This window comes from Roseburia sp. 499 (assembly GCF_001940225.2).
GTDB lineage: Bacteria > Bacillota > Clostridia > Lachnospirales > Lachnospiraceae > Petralouisia.
The window spans coordinates 2,168,130-2,183,321 of sequence record NZ_CP135164.1; the positions used below are offsets into that span (position 1 = coordinate 2,168,130).

A 15,192-nucleotide genomic window follows, 5' to 3' on the forward strand; every position below is an offset into this window, starting at 1 on the left:
GAGTTGTAGCTTTGCTTTAGACCTGTTTGCCAGCGATTGTACAGATGACTTTCTTTGTTGTTTTTATGCTGTTTTAGTTTTTGGAGCACAATTATCTAAGTTATTGATATAATCCAATAACTTTTGAAAATTTAATGCTGCTATTTTAAATCCAAAATGAAATCTGGTTCGATTCTTGCCGCGCGTTGGAATCTTATCTACGTTATATCTTCTTCGTAGAAGGGATGGAACTGCCTCCACTCCATTTCGAAAGCGAGAGTACCGGCTGAATTCTTCGGTCTTCATGTATTGCAGCTGTTTTGCTCTTCCTACTGCTTTCCATGAAACTTCCTTACGGACTTTTGTTTTCAGAAAGCGTGGTTGACAACGGTCTTTATACGGGCATGAACTGCATTCCTCTGTTTTGAAGTGGGCAACTGAGCGTTCATTTCCAGAGTCATAGGTACATTCCTCTGGTGTACATCCATTGATACATTCAAGTAAAAAATGTCCATCATCGGAAAATTTAAAGTCAGCATATATTTCATCTGGCTTACGACCGGTAAAATTTGTTGTTACCAGCTTGAGATTATGTGATGCAGCTATCCGCGAATTCGTTTCGCCGCTATAAGCACCATCCGCTACCATGAAGGCTCCTTCATCAAAAGTATCCTGTTGTTCCAGATAATCTTTCATAAACTGATTGTCAGCATATATATTTTTCTCGTACGCGTAGTCAGTTATAAGGCTTCCTTTTTCACCAACGGATTCAACAACATTTCCAACGTAGCCTAAGTTCTTTCCACCGGCTTTGTATCGAAAAGTAGCCTCTGGATCAGATGGGTTTAATAAAACTTCAGATGGATTTTCAACTTCTTCCTTTTTCCGAAGACGTCTGGTTCCGTCATCATCAATGATTGTTCTTTCTTTTAAGAGGCGAATGAGAAGCTGGTATTCACTGGTATCATCAAGATTACCTGTTTTATCGCAAAGCTCAATAAGTTTTTCGGCGTCATGCATCACAACAATTGTTCGCTCTGTAGCATCAAGATTTCTTTGGTGATATATGCAGCGATTATAATCATCTTTTTCGATGTAGTGGTATTGTTCCTCCGGAAGAGTGATTTCACGTTGATTCATTATTTTCGCAAGGTTGGCAACACATGTATAAAACAGTTCTAACAAAGAAAGATTTTTTATATTAGCTGCAATCATTAAGCTGTCCATTCGTTGCATGTTTGGAGATATATTCATAAATTCAGCTATCTCTTTTGCCATCTTCACAATGCATTCATGAATCAGATCAACATCATGCTCTGTCTCATATGCTAATACTCTTGCCCTAAATCTGCTTAATGTACGATCACTGAGAGGCTGTTCTTCAAAGCTTGTTGTATGAAGAGCATACTGATAACGAACATCAAACATAAGTGCTTCCACTAATTCATCATCAGTATCACCAAGAGCTTCTTTCAGAATCAGTGCCCCAACAATTACATTTACAGGTGTATTGGGACGAGAAGCTTTATCGCTATATAGAACAGAAAAAATACTTTCATCAATAGCTGGAAAAACTTTTTCTGCAAAAGTATTTGCCCATGATTTTTCCAAAACCCTTTTTTCTCTTTGCGTGAGATTAAAAGTGCTATCTGTCAGAGTTAGTTGTTGATTATCATTAGTAACAAAAGCCATTTGAATCACCTCGATATTTGATATTTATATTTTATCAGATATCGTTATGATTTGATATATCGTGTTAAGTTTTCAAGGTACAAATATATATCAAAGGTCAGTAACCTTTTGACACCCTAATCTGCATAAGGAAATCCTCCCACTTGTGCATATTTCTATATAATTAGCTTTATCATACCATTTTATCGACAATATGTCTAAATATTTTCTACATTTTTTGCATTATTTTGACGTTATATTCTCTTCAAGAAAAAATATTCCGAAAATCCATCTTCTTCATTACAATAACTTCCCACCATTTCATAGGAAAGACTTTGGTAAAAATCTTTTCCCTGCCAGTCAAAAGTATCTAAACGAATCATATTCGCTCCAAGTACCTTGGCTCTTTTCTCCAGTTCTTCTATTAATTTTCTTCCGATTCCCTGACGACGATATTTTTCATCCACAAATACGGTAGATACATATAAAATTTTAAACGCAGTCATGCAGGCATCTAATCCTGCTATTAATTCGCCATCTTTTTCCATTCCAATGCTGATGCTTCCTTCCATTTTGTATGTAATATGTTTTTCATCATAGGCATCCAGTCTTTCTTCTATTTCCGCTATCTGATTTTGATTTAGTTCTATTATTTTCAATGTATCCATATTCATTTTTCCTCTCTATTACCGCACTTTCTCATATCAATCTGGCTTTCTTCTTCACTTGCCTCAAACCCAATACTTTCATACAAATGAATTGCTCCCGCGTTCTGCTCATCTGCTGCAAGAAATCCTCTGGTTGCTCCATGACACTTTCCATAATAAAGTGCCTGATTAATTAATCTTCTGGCACCCCCTTGATTTTTCCTTCTGCATCGCGTTCTATAAATACTGTTCTATTCTGTGCATAATCACCATCCTGACTAAGCCACTCCAAGAACCACTCTTCCGTCTGCCCGGTAAAACCACGGCTCAGTCCTCTACAAGTCATAGTAACTTCTGAAGCTTCTTTACAATCCTTCTTTTCTAATAATTCAGTTTCTATGGCACTTTCTCCAATAGATTCCATTGATTTCAGAAAATACTCGTGCCATGCATTACGAACCACAAATCCTTCTTGTTCCATTTCCGGTACCCAAGCATGTGGTATAAAGGTAACAAGTCCTTCCTTCTTTATATTTTGTATCAAATCTTTTGATTTATTTGCAGCCCAATGATACTCCCTTTCCTTTGCTTCCGGATTGTAACCACTTACTAAAATCATTTCCAGATTCATACAAAGAATTTCATATTCCATGACCTCTTCATATTCTGCATATTCCATAGAGGAATACTGAAAATCTTTTAACTTGCTTTTAATTTCTTCAAATTCTTCTCTTTTCATAATATTCTTTCTCACCTATCAAACTTTTTTAACAACTTATCTTTTTTGTATTTTCTTATGGTCTCTTCGATTTCATTATAATCTCGTTCGAAAAGTTCTCCACTTATCTGCTCTTTCAACTGTTCTTTTTCCACTTTGAGAAGTATCTTTTCAATCACAAATGACTTACTCTTTTCCTTATATTTTGGCAATTGGTTCAATTCCTGTATATGAGCAAGTTCCGGTCTCCACAGCAGACTCATTTTATGACTCCAATTCACTTTAGGATTTTCCTTTGGTTCACGCAAAAGATAAAAGTCCGGTATACCATCTTGTAATTCTACTGTAATGATTCCCCACCATTCCGGTACATGCTCTGCAATGTGACCTGCATGACTTGTCCCTGCCACAATATAATTGTAGTCATAATACTGATTGTAGTCTCTCACCTGCCGGCTTAAACGGGCATAGGTGTCAGCATCACTTTTAATTTCAATACCACATAGAGCAGACGGCATAACCATCACCACGTCTGCCCGAGAGCGTCCCATCTGTTTTTCTTCTATAATTCTGATTTTTCCGTAGGTTTCTTCTAAGAAATCAAAAAGTGGTTCCCGAATGTCTTTATCGTATAGCATGAATTACCTGCTTTCTTTTATAAACCTGGTAAGCTGTTTCTGATTTTTGATAACAATACTCTTTTCACTATATTGTCTCATAATATTCTCAAACTTTTCTTTTTTCTCCTTCGTGCGTCCTTCATGAAGAATCCACCAGATAAACTCCATATCCATCTTTTCTTTACATCCTTCTCCCATGGATTCTCTGGTCGTCCCCCGATATTTGAAATATCGGCGAAATGCACGGAAAAGACAAGAAAAACGATTAAAACTTAAAAAGATAATTCTGTCTGCTTCTTCCATACGTCTTTCATATTCCATATAAGAATAATTTCCATCTATTACCCATGAAACATTGGTATCAAGAAAGTTTTTTACAATATCCGCAGACTCTTCTCTTTTTCTGCCTTTCCAGCCGGGCAACCAAAATACACTGTCTAAATATAGCACCGGAATCTGATATAGCTCGCTTAAATATCCGGCAAGGGTGGATTTTCCACAGCCGCTGTAGCCTATAATCGCTACTTTCATGATTCCTCTTCCATTCCAAATGACTCCGGATATACCTCAATTCCGAGTTTTCTTCCAATTGCCACTGCCCATTTTACAAATCCATATGCTACGGATGTAATGATATTATCAGAAACAATATAGCCTTCCGGAATAGGTGATTTCAAATTATCATCCCAGCCTTGCATTCCAGACATATCCTCCATAGTAAATCCTTCTTCTAGCAAATCTTCTTGATTTGCTCCAATCATAAAACATTTTCCTTTTAGCATTCCGGCTTTCAGCAAAAGAACCGGTGCAATAGAAATTGCTCCTATTATTATATCTTCTCCATCAAATTTTTTCACAAATGAAATGATATCCTCATCCTCTACTGCTTCTCTGATATCCATAGCACCTGTCAGTATCAGGCTATCGTATTCTTCTATTTCTAACTCGTCTATTGTTTTATCCGGAAGTACTCGTAAACCTTCTTCACTTCTTACCGGATTTTTATCTTTTGCAAATATGACAATCGGCTTTTCTGCCATAGCAAACATCTCCAGCGCTACACTAAATTCAAAGTTGCAAAATTGATCATAAATTAATACGGCTGTTTTTTTCATAATTGCACCACTCCTTAAGTTGCTTTTCACTATACCTGAAGAATTTTTAAAGAACACTTTTCCATTGTCATACGATGCGTATCAATGGTTAATTTATATCCTTCTTTTGGAAATAAATACTCATAAGAAGCCTCCACAGAACCCAGACATCTGTTTTTGCGTTCTTTCTCTCTTTGTTTTAATATCTCTAAAGGACATGTTACATGTATCAGATGAATACGGTGGGAACAAAACATTTCTTCCAGTTGGTTAAAAATTCGTTCACTGGTAATCACATGATCAATAATAACACCCTGTCCTGCTTTAAGCACTTCTAATGCCTTTTCACATAGCTTTGATGATACTTCAAATACATCATCTTCATATATTACATCTTCGGTTGTCATTTTCAAGAAATCGTCAATGGAAATAATCTCATATCTCTCATTTCTTTTTTCTTCTATAATTTCCTGCAATGTTTTTGCTAATGTAGACTTTCCGCTACTGGATGGACCATTGAGCAAAATGACAAGCGGTTTCCGAACATCTTTATCGTGTAGCATAAATTACCTACTTTCTTTTATAAACCTGGCAACTTGGGATTCATTTACTTATCCATAAAATGTAATAGTGCATTATATTCTCTTAAATACGCACCTCGTTTCATTTCGTTTTCTCTGGCATAATCTTGATACTTAGAAAATATATCTATTGCTTCCTTTATAGAAATCCATCTTGGCTCAAGTCCTACCTCAACTTCTCTTTCCGTTAATTTTCTTTCTGTTTCACCAATATATTCACATATATAATAGTGACTTACAAAAAGCGTTAGTAAGGATATTCAGGTAATAAGTCTCCCAACAACATAACTTTATCCTCACTAACAAGAACTTCTATGTTCTTTGCGTTGATTCCTGTTTGCATCATAAACTCTCGGCAAGCTCCACAAGGAGGCATAATTGTCCCATCTAAATAAACGGAACAAATCCTGTCAATTTCAAATTCTCCATTTGAAAACATTGTTGATATTGCATTTCTCTCTGCACACATCCCAAGAGAACTACTTGTATCTATACAAATACCTGTAAAAATATTTCCACTTTTGCTTAATACTGCCGCACCGACGCTTCCGACCGATATAGTATCTGATATATCTTTAGGATTCGTTGCTTTCTTTGCTAAATCATATAATTCTTTCCATTTATTATCCATTTTAATATTTTCCTCCTATAAATTAGGATTTACCGAGTTCTTTCATATTCATCATTCATAGTGTTTTCCCATAATCTTTAGATTGGTAGCTGCATACATCCCAAATCCCTTATAAAAATGCATATGGTGTTCATCATTAACACTAGTTAGTTCGATATGTTTGGCTCCATATTCCAATACACGTTTCTCGATTTCATTAAGTAACTGTTTTCCATATCCTTTGTTTTGATAACCTGCAAATATAACAATTTCCTCAAGGTAATAAATAGATATATCATCATATTCTTTAAAATATCCAATAACAAATCCAGTTGTATTGGATTCGTCATCTTTTTGGATTAAGCAAAGTGAATCTTCTATCGTAACCATTTGATGAATTCTTTTACATGCCTTTTCATATTTCCAACATCCATCCTCATTATTGTTGTAGTAGTCCATATATAGCTTGGCTATTTCTTCAACGTCAGACTCATTCATTAATAAATAATTCATTTGTTTCGTCTCTCCTTCATAAATTCTAATTTTCTTTATCTCTGCGCCCATACAATTGTCCAATTCTATAACTTTGGCGTTAGCATACTCTTTTCAAATAAACCATATCAACCAATTGTATACCATCCTCGAACATTAGATGATCATAGTTATCTACAAAAAAATTTTTTACTCTATGTGATTCTGTAAAGCCACAGTTATGATAAAAAGAAAGGGTTGAAGGACAATCTCCTGTTCCTACAAACAACACATTGCAATCTGAAAAATGCTTAACAAGAAATTCTATCAAATATTTTCCATAACCCTTACGCTGATAATTCGGTAATACAGCAATGTTTTTAAGTTCATAAACTCCTTCAGATTCTTTTGTAATAACACATTCCGCCTTTACACCATGGTCATCTAAAACAAACATTTCACCACGCTCAAGATATTTATCAATCATATCCTCTTGTTCATCTGCCAATAACAATAAATCCAAATATTGTTTTTTTTCACCCGTTACTTTTTCTATATTCATAGTTCACCTCTACATCTTCTTATTTGTTTACTTCTACAATTTGAAATTTCAATATTCCTTTTTTATTTCATTCAGCCCATAAATTGCCTTAAATCTTTTCTCATCTTCAGCATCTCTTATCAGCATTACTTCAGTAAAATGTGCATCATCATAATTCTTAAAACCTGCCACCTTTTCAAGAATAAATACAATCAGAAATGCTACAAGAATAACTACACCTACAGGATTATAGGCCTCCATAATATCATATGTTCCTATCTTTACCTCCGACGCAATATCTGAAATCATGCATTGCAATGAACACATGTTCAAAAGGAGCAAAAGGTGTCACCGTTGGCTGCTGATTCCTCTACTTTATTTCGCCAATTTGAATACATTTCTTCATAGGAACCTGAAATAGAATCTTTGGAAGGCTCTTCCAAATCTTTTTCTCGCAAAGTGTAACTTTCCGCATATAAAATAAGTAATTTCATAAGATTCTGTAATTCCGAAACATCTTTGCTTTTGGATATTTTTCGCATATTATCTAAAAATGCTGAGTCTATAGGAAATTGTGAGAGTTCCTCAAAAATTCTTTTTACACCTTTGAAAGCTGTGCATGATGGCAACCTGCATCCCACTGCAATCCATCCCAATTTGTACAGTAGAATAAATTCCTATGAGTGCCAATGAATTAGGACATATTATCTCTGCCTTAGCAATACTGCATCTATTATTTTCTGATTTACACTATTCTAGTGTTAGCATCTAATTAGTACAAAATAAAATGAGATATTCCCTTGAAAATATTATATAATACCAAGAGGAGGTACTCATTATGCCAAGAAAACAACACACTAAGCAGTTCAAGTTGGATGCTGTCAACTATCGTAAGGAACACCCTGATCTCACTCAGGCTGAATGTGCCAAGAATCTCGGAATAGGTGTTAGCACCTTAGCCAGGTGGGAAGCTCAATATAGAGACTCTGATGGCGACATCCCAGTTAGAGGATCCGGAAACTATGCCTCTGACGAAGAAAAGGAAATCGCTCGTCTGAAACGGGAGCTTCGTGATGCTCAGGATGCGCTCGATGTGTTAAAAAAAGCCATCAGCATTCTGGGCAAAGACTGACAGAAGCTATCTATACAGAAGTTTCTGCAAAGGTAGAGGCATCTAAAGTTACTAAACGCCGCGTCTCTACTTCTGGAATGCTGAAATTTTTAGGCGTGTCTCGTTCTGGATACAGAGCCTTTCTAAACCGTAAGCTCTCTCCTACTCGACAGCGAAAAGAATCTGTCAAAAAGGAAATCCAGAAAATCTATGATGATTCTAAACAGAATTACGGCGCTCCTAAAATAACACAGGAACTTCGCAAATCTGGCGAAACCATTGCAGAGCGTACTGTAGGTAAATATATGCGCGAAATGGGTATAAAAGCTCAATGGGTCAAGCCTTGGACCACTACTACCAGAGACTCTGATTTTAGCAGTGAACTCCATAACATCCTGAATGAGCAGTTCAACCCTGAACGTCCTAACGCTGTCTGGTGCACCGATATCACTTATATCTGGACACAGGATGGATTTGTCTATCTTAATTGCGTTATGGACTTATTTGCCAGAAAGATTATTGCATGGACGCTCTCTGACACTATGGAAGTATCTTCCGTAATTGAAACAATCAATAAAGCAAAGGCTGTTCGAAATACCGATTTGCCTTTGATTATACATTCAGACCGTGGCAGCCAGTATGTTTCTAACGCATGGCGTGAAGCCACAGAAAATATGCAGCGTAGTTATTCTCACAAGGGCTACCCTTATGACAATGCCTGCATTGAATCCTTCCATTCCCTGATTAAAAGAGAATGGCTTAACAGATTTCATATTCGAAACTACAAGCATGCTTATTCGCTTGTCTTTGAATACATTGAAACCTTTTATAACACCGTCAGAATACATAGTCACTGTGACTATGTGTCTCCTGATGAATTTGAAAAACTGTATGAGAGGGCGAAATTACTGCCGGCAGCTTAGCTGGCAGAACTTCTCATTTTAATTTGTGCTAAATCTTGACATAGGACCATTCATCCTTTTATATCTCCATCAACCTCTAATTTATAAACATATTCGGGATATACAATCTCTGTTCCACTCTTTTGGAAACTTTCTTCTCTTTCCACATGAAATCCAAGCTTTCTCATAATTCCATTAGACCCCGGATTTTCCTTTGCCACATTTGCAGTAAAAACATGTCCACCATTTTGACGACCATACTCGATTAAAGCTTCTACCATTTCTGTTCCATAACCTTGACGCCAATACCTTTTATGTATACAATATCCCAAATCCCATTCTGTTTTATCTTCACTACATCCTATACTGCATGTTCCAATGAGCTCCCCAGTTTCTCTGGATTCAGCCACAAAATAATACCAGTTTTCCTCTGGTTGCGATTCAGGATTAAACTCAAGATAAGTCTCACTCGCTTTTTCTCTGGGTGGATCTGCCAGATATTTTCCCATTTCAGCATCTAACCAAATACTGAAACAGAAAGGCATATCTACCCCTCTGGTTCTTCGAATAATCAGACGTTCCGTTACAATATTGTTTTCCATTATTTATCAACCTCCGCCGGATTCAAAACCGCATACACATAAGTATCCCAGTAAATCGGCTTTCCGTTCTCATCTGCATAAAAAGTTGCATTTTTTATAAAATGCCCTTCCCGTTTCATTCCGATTTTCTCCATCAGTTTCCAAGATGGCGTATTTTCAGGCGCACACTCTGCATAAATTCTATGTACTCCTTCCTGAAATGCCCATGCAACAACGGCTTTTGCTGCTTCGCTTCCATACTCCTTTCCATGATAATGTTCGTTTAATACATAGCCAAGTTCCTTTCCATGAAACTCTCTTTTCCCCAAGTATACATTTCCAATTACTTTTTGTTCTTCTTTTAGCTCAATGGCAAAAAATTCATCACTTCCACAACGAAATTTGATTTCTTCCTCTGCCTTTTCCTTTGTAAAATCAGGATATGCCTCAAACTTTGCATCTACTCGTTGCAACATGTACTCGCACAAATCCTCTTTATCTGCTAATGTATAATTACGAATTATCAAGTGCTCTGTTTCTATTCTCATATTCTTTCTCCTAATTTTTCAGTTCTCCTTTTTACTTTCCCATTGACCTAGGCGTTTGCGAAACGCCAAAAGCCGCATAAATACAGCATTTTTTTGTTGCCAAAATAAAATATCTCCTCAAGGTTTATGGTAAAATAGAATTGTCGAGAAACTAATCAACCATCCACCTGAAAGGAGATATACTCATATGATAACACATAAGCAGCTCACTTTGGCAGAAGTTTTTGAAGATTGTCAAAATAAATTTGACAATGACAAATATCAGTTTCTAATACTTCTTGATGAAGCCATTAACCTTGATGAAATTGTTCCTGTTTCTTTTGTGTCTCATTTTCACGCTCGTACCGGAAGACCTCGCAAACATCAGCTTTATCCTATGCTCAAAGCTCTTCTGATCCAGCGTATCTTCTCAATCCCGACTGATATGCTTCTGATTGTCTTTCTCAAATACTCTCAGGAATTGCGTGATTTCTGTGGATTTGATGTTGTTCCCGATGCCTCAAAATTCACTCGTTTTAAACAGGATTTCTTACTGGACTTACAATCTATGTTCGACCACTTGGTTGATCTGACCGAACCGATCTGCCAAAAGATTGATTCTGCTCTTGCATCCATGACCATCTTCGATACCTCCGGTATAGAAGCCTGGGTCGCTGAAAATAATCCCAAATATGCTAACCGTATTATCAAACAGCTGAAAGCCTTTAAAAAATCCCATAACCTTGATGATTCTTACGACCCTTATAAGGCTGCCTATGGTTCCATGCCTTCCCATGCTGCTTCTAATCAGGCTATCCAACAAATGTACATTAATGGACATTTCTGTTACGCTTACAAGTTTGGCATTATTACAAATGGGCTTGGCATTGTTCGTGATATCACTTTCTATAACAAAGACTTTCTGAATGCTCATCCTGATATCGTTGTGGAGAAAAAATCGGATTCTCCGGACGAAGATAAGTCACTCGCCGACTCAAAAGCATTACTTCCTGTTTTGATTGATTTCTTCCAGAAACATCCGCTTATTGAGCCAAAGACTTTTCTGGGCGATGCAGCCTTTGATACGATTGAAATCTACAAATCTCTTTTTGAAGAAATCGGATTTCAAAAAGCTTTCATTCCCCTTAGAGTAAAACTCTCCATGGAAGAAAACGGCTGCACATTCAACGAGAACGGCATTCCCTGTTGCCCTCACGATCCTTCACTCCCAATGAAAAGAGAAGGAAGTAAATCTCATTTAAAAAGCAAGATTCCAACCATGAAGTTTGTATGCCCCAAAATGAAATGGGAATACAATCCGGCAGATAAATCCAAACGTCGCGTCTGCCACTGCGATAACCCCTGTACAACTTCTTCCTGCGGACGAATGATCTACATCTATCCGGAGAAAAACCTCCGCGCGTATCCGGGTGTCGAACGCGGTTCCGCCGAATGGGATGAAACTTACAAAATCCGAGTCAATGTAGAGAAATCTATCAATCACTTTAAAGATAGTTTCTGTATTGCCGGACGTAAAACTCAAAATGAGAAAACGCTCCATGCAGATCTTCTTCTCGCCGGTATTACCCAGCTTGTTACTGTGATGGTTGCTGATAAAATACATAAACACCAGTATCTTAGAAGTTTGAAACCTCTCATCGCATAGGGCTTACCAATTCCATAAATCCATGGGATTTATTTCGTGTGCCAAAAAATACCTGGTATCCACTTTTCATACCAAGAATCCTGCATTGCAGGATTCTATCCTTGTATTCAATCAGGATTGCGAACTTGTTTCGCAATTACCTATTCCCATTGACCTTTGCAAACGGAATCCTCTTCTTCTGTTTTAATGTCTGATCAAATACAATATGTTCTCTTTTCTTTTTTCCCATATGATTATACCTCCTTCGTATCTCTATAGTGCTAAAGGCCCTTTTTGATTTCCTCCTCTAATAGCCGAAAAACTTTCGCTACCAGATAACCATCTGCTGCTGCATGATTCATTCTTACACTTACCGGCATCACATACCTTCCATTCTCCTCTTGATATCTGCCCCAATTTACAATAGGCATAAAATGCAGATAACCGTCTGGCAATTCTATATGCAGAGACTCATAGGAAAGCCATGAAATGTAGGATGCATCAAAATAATTTGGGTGATTTACGGAATCCAATCCGTACTCACGAGTCTGCTTTGCCTTCTCGATGTCTAATACACACTGCTGATAAAACTTCTGATAATCTTCCTGAAACTCAGTGTATACCACCGTACAAGTTTCTGTATCCTCATGAAATACATAATGTACCGGATTTACCTTATCAAATATTACCAACTGCTGCTTCTCATACAAATATTGCATCCGATAATCTTCTCTTGAATTCAACACTTTCGACAGTACATAAAGAAAATTCACATAGAACTTTGTGTTTGTTTTTTTTGAAAATTCCACTAACTCTGTCACATCTACCTTGTTTGTAATGGACACAGAGCATTTACAATCTTCCGTAAAATGACGATATACGCCCTTACGGTAATATTTCTCCATATCTACAACTTTATAATTCATGTCTAACCTCCCAATTTAACCCTATCCATTTTTACTGAAAAATTCTCTGCATACACTCTACTACTACTTCAACTTCTTCTTTTCCGGGCATAATACCACACGCTGTCCTTACCAGTTGAAAGCCAAAAGCTTCATAAAGTTTACGCGCTGGTAGATTCCCTTCCAGAACTTGCACATTGAGCGGTCGCTTTGACGCATGCTCAATGACATACTGTGTAAGAATTCTTCCAACTCCTCGTTGTGCATAAGCCGGATCCACATACAACCAAGCTAATTCATCCTCTGTGTATGCAGAAAATCCTACTATTTTTTCTTCCATGCACGCAACACAAATCTCATGTTGAAACAATCTTTCTCTGATGGAATCTTCCTTTAACGAAACAAATGCCTGTTCACATTTTGCCCATCGCAGTTCCTCTTTTCGCGCAGCATCATGAACCTCTATCAGTTGATTCCAATCCTTTTCTTCATAACTTCTTATGGTAATCTTCTCTTTCTCCACTTTTCATTCCTCCATGAGAAAACTACTAAATCATCAATTCCATATTAATAGACTTCTCTGTGAATCCACATTTCTCATACATTCGCTTTGCTGCTGCATTTCTGGCATTTACCTGTAACTCTATTCCGTCACACTTCCTGTTTTTCGCCACCTCTTTCAGATAGTCGAACATTTCTGTACCGATTCCTTTTCCACGATATTCTTCGTCCACTGCCATAGTATCCACAAACAATACTCTTCTTTTCACATGAGTAGAATTCTGATATGTACGCTCCAAAAATACAGAAACTGCACATACCATTCCTTCCTGTTCTGCTACTATGATTGCTTCCGTTTCCATCATTTCACGATACTCTTCCACAGGAAGCACTGTTTCTATGGGCTGATAAATATCTGGTCGCCATGCAACATGAAGATTCTGCACCTGCTGCATAATTCTTTCCACTTCTTGGTAATCTTCCATTCTGGCGTTTCTTATCATCGTACTGCTCCTTTATCTTTCTAGTTTTTCACATAACTTTTCAAAATCATATTCCTTGGCAGGCAAGCAAATACAATTCTCTTTTATTACCTCTTCTATAATCATCTTTTCCAACTTTTCTCTTCTCTTAAAATGCTCTATCAAATCTGAAAATTCCTTACATCCATGTTCTTTCCCATAAGGAGAGGTCGTAAAATAATTCATCATAAGAGGATACCACATTTCGTTTCCCTCTTCGTCAGAACGTTCCTTTTTGATTTTCAAAATATCCTGTTCTATGTCCTTAGAAACAAGATATATCATCCGAAAATGTTCCTGCTCCATTTTTTCATAAGCACCACGATAAAATTCTAAAATTTCTTCATCCGAAAGCTGATAAAATAACATCATATCTTCCATTGTATTTTGTAAAAAAGAACATTCAAACAGGTTTCCTGCTCCTCTAAAATTCTGATATCGCTCATAAATAATCTTACGAAACTCCTCAAAAGTTCTTCTTCCATTGTAAATCTCATACTGCTCCATGTATTCATAGAACCTTCTGTCTTCTGCCAAAATCAAGGTATATGCGGTGATATATCTTTCTCCCTCCTGTACGGTATGGGATTGTATTTCCTGCCTTAAATCCGGAAATTCTTCCAAAGCCTTTCCAAATTCTTCCTCTGTCATGCAACTGCACCAGGCAAGCTCTACGGGTGAAATATCCCCCTCCCGATAAACCTTATAATCCTGATACTTCTGGGACAATTTGGCAAGCAAGGTACTCTTTCCAGAACCTTGTAATCCTTCAATAAAAATATTTTTTTCTTTTGCCATAAAACTTCTACCTCCTGCCTTGTGTACACACCTTGTTAGTATTTTTCTGAAAACATTTCTAAAAATACTGGTATAAATCCTGCCTGAATCGCAACTTTTTGTGATTTGATATGAGATTCTACGGTTCCGTAAAATGGCACTTTTCCCTTCTCTAATACTTTATTTTTTAAAACAGAAACCACATAGGTTCCCACACCTTTTCCTTTTCCGGCTTCCGTTACATTCACTCCGAGTTGCCACATATTTTCAGAATCTGCCGTAGCACCAGCCATTCCCAGAATCTCTTCGCCCTCCATGGCACATACTGCAATCATATCCGGCGTATCTTCCTCAAATAAAAGAGCTTCCCCAAAACGCTCGTCCTCTTCGAACTGCATGATTTCATCACCCTCAAAACATTTTATAGGAAACCGCTCTTCTATTTCAGATTCTCCTACCGGAAGATAATAATGATGTACATCTGCAAGACAATGTCCAAATTCTCTCAATTTTTCATTAATTCCACAAAGAACCTGCGGTTCAGAAACCCAAGCCGCATCGCGTCTCAATAACTTTTCCCTACACCAATCAAGAATTTTTTCATCTGCCATGATTAACAACTTTCCCCCGTAACATACGGCTTTAAACATACAATCATCTTCGCCTATCGGTCTCGCGCCAACATTACGTTTCATTGGCTTAATGATATTCTCATTTCCTTGTACTTCTTCTAATGTACAGTTATAATCGATTGCTAATTGTTGTTCTAATACTAATTTATAATTCATGC

Annotated in this window: 21 protein-coding genes and 1 pseudogene; 3 read left to right on the plus strand and 19 right to left on the minus strand. The window is 37.1% G+C overall.

Going from position 1 to position 15,192, the window contains the following annotated elements; all coding sequences use genetic code 11:
* Positions 1 to 63 precede the first annotated feature (63 nt).
* The 12 genes from BIV20_RS10640 to BIV20_RS10690 form a co-directional block, all read right to left on the minus strand.
* Positions 64 to 1,671 carry a transposase gene (locus tag BIV20_RS10640; RefSeq protein WP_075720716.1) on the minus strand — a complete coding sequence of 536 codons (1,608 nt, stop codon included), beginning with the start codon at positions 1,669 to 1,671 and terminating at the stop codon, positions 64 to 66.
* Positions 1,672 to 1,904: 233 nt separating this feature from the next.
* Complete coding sequence (locus tag BIV20_RS10645; protein ID WP_083655187.1) at positions 1,905 to 2,318, minus strand: GNAT family N-acetyltransferase; 414 nt, start codon at positions 2,316 to 2,318, stop codon at positions 1,905 to 1,907.
* 2 nt (positions 2,319 to 2,320) lie between these two features.
* Complete coding sequence (locus tag BIV20_RS16750; RefSeq protein ID WP_083655188.1) at positions 2,321 to 2,542, minus strand: GNAT family N-acetyltransferase; 222 nt, start codon at positions 2,540 to 2,542, stop codon at positions 2,321 to 2,323.
* Positions 2,491 to 3,036, minus strand: coding sequence for a hypothetical protein (locus BIV20_RS10650; protein ID WP_075720717.1), 546 nt, complete (start codon positions 3,034 to 3,036; stop codon positions 2,491 to 2,493). The genes BIV20_RS16750 and BIV20_RS10650 overlap by 52 nt, the downstream gene beginning before the upstream one ends.
* A gap of 11 nt (positions 3,037 to 3,047) precedes the next feature.
* Positions 3,048 to 3,653, minus strand: a complete 606-nt coding sequence (locus BIV20_RS10655) for a sce7726 family protein (RefSeq protein WP_075720718.1) — start codon at positions 3,651 to 3,653, stop codon at positions 3,048 to 3,050.
* A gap of 3 nt (positions 3,654 to 3,656) precedes the next feature.
* Positions 3,657 to 4,166, minus strand: coding sequence for a DNA topology modulation protein (locus tag BIV20_RS10660; protein WP_075720719.1), 510 nt, complete (start codon positions 4,164 to 4,166; stop codon positions 3,657 to 3,659).
* On the minus strand, positions 4,163 to 4,750 hold the full coding sequence (locus BIV20_RS10665) for a DJ-1/PfpI family protein (protein ID WP_075720720.1): 588 nt from the start codon (positions 4,748 to 4,750) through the stop codon (positions 4,163 to 4,165). The genes BIV20_RS10660 and BIV20_RS10665 overlap by 4 nt, the downstream gene beginning before the upstream one ends.
* A 29-nt stretch (positions 4,751 to 4,779) precedes the next feature.
* Positions 4,780 to 5,292 (minus strand): phosphotransferase-like protein, encoded by a 513-nt coding sequence (locus BIV20_RS10670; RefSeq protein WP_075720721.1) that lies wholly within the window; start codon positions 5,290 to 5,292, stop codon positions 4,780 to 4,782.
* 265 nt (positions 5,293 to 5,557) lie between these two features.
* Positions 5,558 to 5,941, minus strand: a complete 384-nt coding sequence (locus BIV20_RS10675; protein ID WP_075720722.1) for a cytidine deaminase family protein — start codon at positions 5,939 to 5,941, stop codon at positions 5,558 to 5,560.
* A gap of 51 nt (positions 5,942 to 5,992) precedes the next feature.
* Positions 5,993 to 6,484, minus strand: a complete 492-nt coding sequence (locus BIV20_RS10680) for a GNAT family N-acetyltransferase (protein WP_083655189.1) — start codon at positions 6,482 to 6,484, stop codon at positions 5,993 to 5,995.
* Positions 6,485 to 6,512: 28 nt separating this feature from the next.
* A complete protein-coding gene (locus BIV20_RS10685; protein WP_075720723.1) occupies positions 6,513 to 6,953 on the minus strand; it encodes a GNAT family N-acetyltransferase in 441 nt (146 codons plus the stop codon).
* 48 nt (positions 6,954 to 7,001) lie between these two features.
* Complete coding sequence (locus BIV20_RS10690) at positions 7,002 to 7,241, minus strand: hypothetical protein (RefSeq protein WP_143524535.1); 240 nt, start codon at positions 7,239 to 7,241, stop codon at positions 7,002 to 7,004.
* Between the two features lie 529 nt (positions 7,242 to 7,770).
* On the opposite strand from BIV20_RS10690, the gene BIV20_RS10695 reads away from it, so the two are divergent.
* Both BIV20_RS10695 and BIV20_RS10700 read left to right on the plus strand, forming a co-directional pair.
* Positions 7,771 to 8,064, plus strand: a complete 294-nt coding sequence (locus tag BIV20_RS10695) for a transposase (RefSeq protein WP_075720726.1) — start codon at positions 7,771 to 7,773, stop codon at positions 8,062 to 8,064.
* Positions 8,065 to 8,072: 8 nt separating this feature from the next.
* On the plus strand, positions 8,073 to 8,966 hold the full coding sequence (locus BIV20_RS10700; RefSeq protein WP_192848870.1) for an IS3 family transposase: 894 nt from the start codon (positions 8,073 to 8,075) through the stop codon (positions 8,964 to 8,966).
* Between the two features lie 50 nt (positions 8,967 to 9,016).
* Here the strand turns inward: BIV20_RS10700 and BIV20_RS10705 are convergent, their stop codons facing one another.
* Complete coding sequence (locus tag BIV20_RS10705) at positions 9,017 to 9,547, minus strand: GNAT family N-acetyltransferase (protein WP_075720727.1); 531 nt, start codon at positions 9,545 to 9,547, stop codon at positions 9,017 to 9,019.
* On the minus strand, positions 9,547 to 10,074 hold the full coding sequence (locus BIV20_RS10710; RefSeq protein WP_075720728.1) for a GNAT family N-acetyltransferase: 528 nt from the start codon (positions 10,072 to 10,074) through the stop codon (positions 9,547 to 9,549). Before BIV20_RS10710 ends, BIV20_RS10705 begins: the two co-directional genes overlap by 1 nt.
* 187 nt (positions 10,075 to 10,261) lie before the next feature.
* On the opposite strand from BIV20_RS10710, the pseudogene BIV20_RS10715 reads away from it, so the two are divergent.
* Positions 10,262 to 11,657 (plus strand): annotated as a pseudogene (locus tag BIV20_RS10715) (transposase).
* A gap of 322 nt (positions 11,658 to 11,979) precedes the next feature.
* Here the strand turns inward: BIV20_RS10715 and BIV20_RS10720 are convergent.
* From BIV20_RS10720 to BIV20_RS10740, 5 genes are read right to left on the minus strand one after another with little or no spacing between them, the layout of a single operon-like run.
* A complete protein-coding gene (locus tag BIV20_RS10720) occupies positions 11,980 to 12,624 on the minus strand; it encodes a CatA-like O-acetyltransferase, family 3 (protein ID WP_075720729.1) in 645 nt (214 codons plus the stop codon).
* Positions 12,625 to 12,655: 31 nt separating this feature from the next.
* Positions 12,656 to 13,126 carry a GNAT family N-acetyltransferase gene (locus tag BIV20_RS10725; protein WP_083655190.1) on the minus strand — a complete coding sequence of 157 codons (471 nt, stop codon included), beginning with the start codon at positions 13,124 to 13,126 and terminating at the stop codon, positions 12,656 to 12,658.
* A gap of 25 nt (positions 13,127 to 13,151) precedes the next feature.
* Positions 13,152 to 13,607: a GNAT family N-acetyltransferase gene (locus tag BIV20_RS10730; protein ID WP_075720730.1), complete on the minus strand. Its 456-nt coding sequence runs from the start codon at positions 13,605 to 13,607 to the stop codon at positions 13,152 to 13,154.
* Positions 13,608 to 13,619: 12 nt separating this feature from the next.
* Entirely contained in the window at positions 13,620 to 14,423 is an 804-nt protein-coding gene (locus BIV20_RS10735; RefSeq protein ID WP_075720731.1) for a hypothetical protein, read from the minus strand.
* A 35-nt stretch (positions 14,424 to 14,458) separates the two neighbouring features.
* On the minus strand, positions 14,459 to 15,190 hold the full coding sequence (locus BIV20_RS10740; protein WP_083655191.1) for a GNAT family N-acetyltransferase: 732 nt from the start codon (positions 15,188 to 15,190) through the stop codon (positions 14,459 to 14,461).
* Positions 15,191 to 15,192: the final 2 nt, after the last annotated feature.

Bases quoted from the DNA above. Each gene is read 5' to 3' on its own strand.
- BIV20_RS10690 (WP_143524535.1), bottom strand. From the start codon at position 7,241: ATGATTTCAGATATTGCGTCGGAGGTAAAGATAGGAACATATGATATT.
- BIV20_RS10720 (WP_075720729.1), bottom strand. From the start codon at position 12,624: ATGAATTATAAAGTTGTAGATATGGAGAAATATTACCGTAAGGGCGTA.
- BIV20_RS10675 (WP_075720722.1), bottom strand. From the start codon at position 5,941: ATGGATAATAAATGGAAAGAATTATATGATTTAGCAAAGAAAGCAACG.
- BIV20_RS10665 (WP_075720720.1), bottom strand. From the start codon at position 4,750: ATGAAAAAAACAGCCGTATTAATTTATGATCAATTTTGCAACTTTGAA.
- BIV20_RS10680 (WP_083655189.1), bottom strand. From the start codon at position 6,484: ATGGGCGCAGAGATAAAGAAAATTAGAATTTATGAAGGAGAGACGAAA.
- BIV20_RS10655 (WP_075720718.1), bottom strand. From the start codon at position 3,653: ATGCTATACGATAAAGACATTCGGGAACCACTTTTTGATTTCTTAGAA.
- BIV20_RS10645 (WP_083655187.1), bottom strand. From the start codon at position 2,318: ATGGATACATTGAAAATAATAGAACTAAATCAAAATCAGATAGCGGAA.
- BIV20_RS10670 (WP_075720721.1), bottom strand. From the start codon at position 5,292: ATGCTACACGATAAAGATGTTCGGAAACCGCTTGTCATTTTGCTCAAT.
- BIV20_RS10640 (WP_075720716.1), bottom strand. From the start codon at position 1,671: ATGGCTTTTGTTACTAATGATAATCAACAACTAACTCTGACAGATAGC.
- BIV20_RS10685 (WP_075720723.1), bottom strand. From the start codon at position 6,953: ATGAATATAGAAAAAGTAACGGGTGAAAAAAAACAATATTTGGATTTA.
- BIV20_RS10710 (WP_075720728.1), bottom strand. From the start codon at position 10,074: ATGAGAATAGAAACAGAGCACTTGATAATTCGTAATTATACATTAGCA.
- BIV20_RS10695 (WP_075720726.1), top strand. From the start codon at position 7,771: ATGCCAAGAAAACAACACACTAAGCAGTTCAAGTTGGATGCTGTCAAC.
- BIV20_RS10705 (WP_075720727.1), bottom strand. From the start codon at position 9,547: ATGGAAAACAATATTGTAACGGAACGTCTGATTATTCGAAGAACCAGA.
- BIV20_RS10735 (WP_075720731.1), bottom strand. From the start codon at position 14,423: ATGGCAAAAGAAAAAAATATTTTTATTGAAGGATTACAAGGTTCTGGA.
- BIV20_RS10730 (WP_075720730.1), bottom strand. From the start codon at position 13,607: ATGATAAGAAACGCCAGAATGGAAGATTACCAAGAAGTGGAAAGAATT.
- BIV20_RS10740 (WP_083655191.1), bottom strand. From the start codon at position 15,190: ATGAATTATAAATTAGTATTAGAACAACAATTAGCAATCGATTATAAC.
- BIV20_RS10650 (WP_075720717.1), bottom strand. From the start codon at position 3,036: ATGAAAAGAGAAGAATTTGAAGAAATTAAAAGCAAGTTAAAAGATTTT.
- BIV20_RS10660 (WP_075720719.1), bottom strand. From the start codon at position 4,166: ATGAAAGTAGCGATTATAGGCTACAGCGGCTGTGGAAAATCCACCCTT.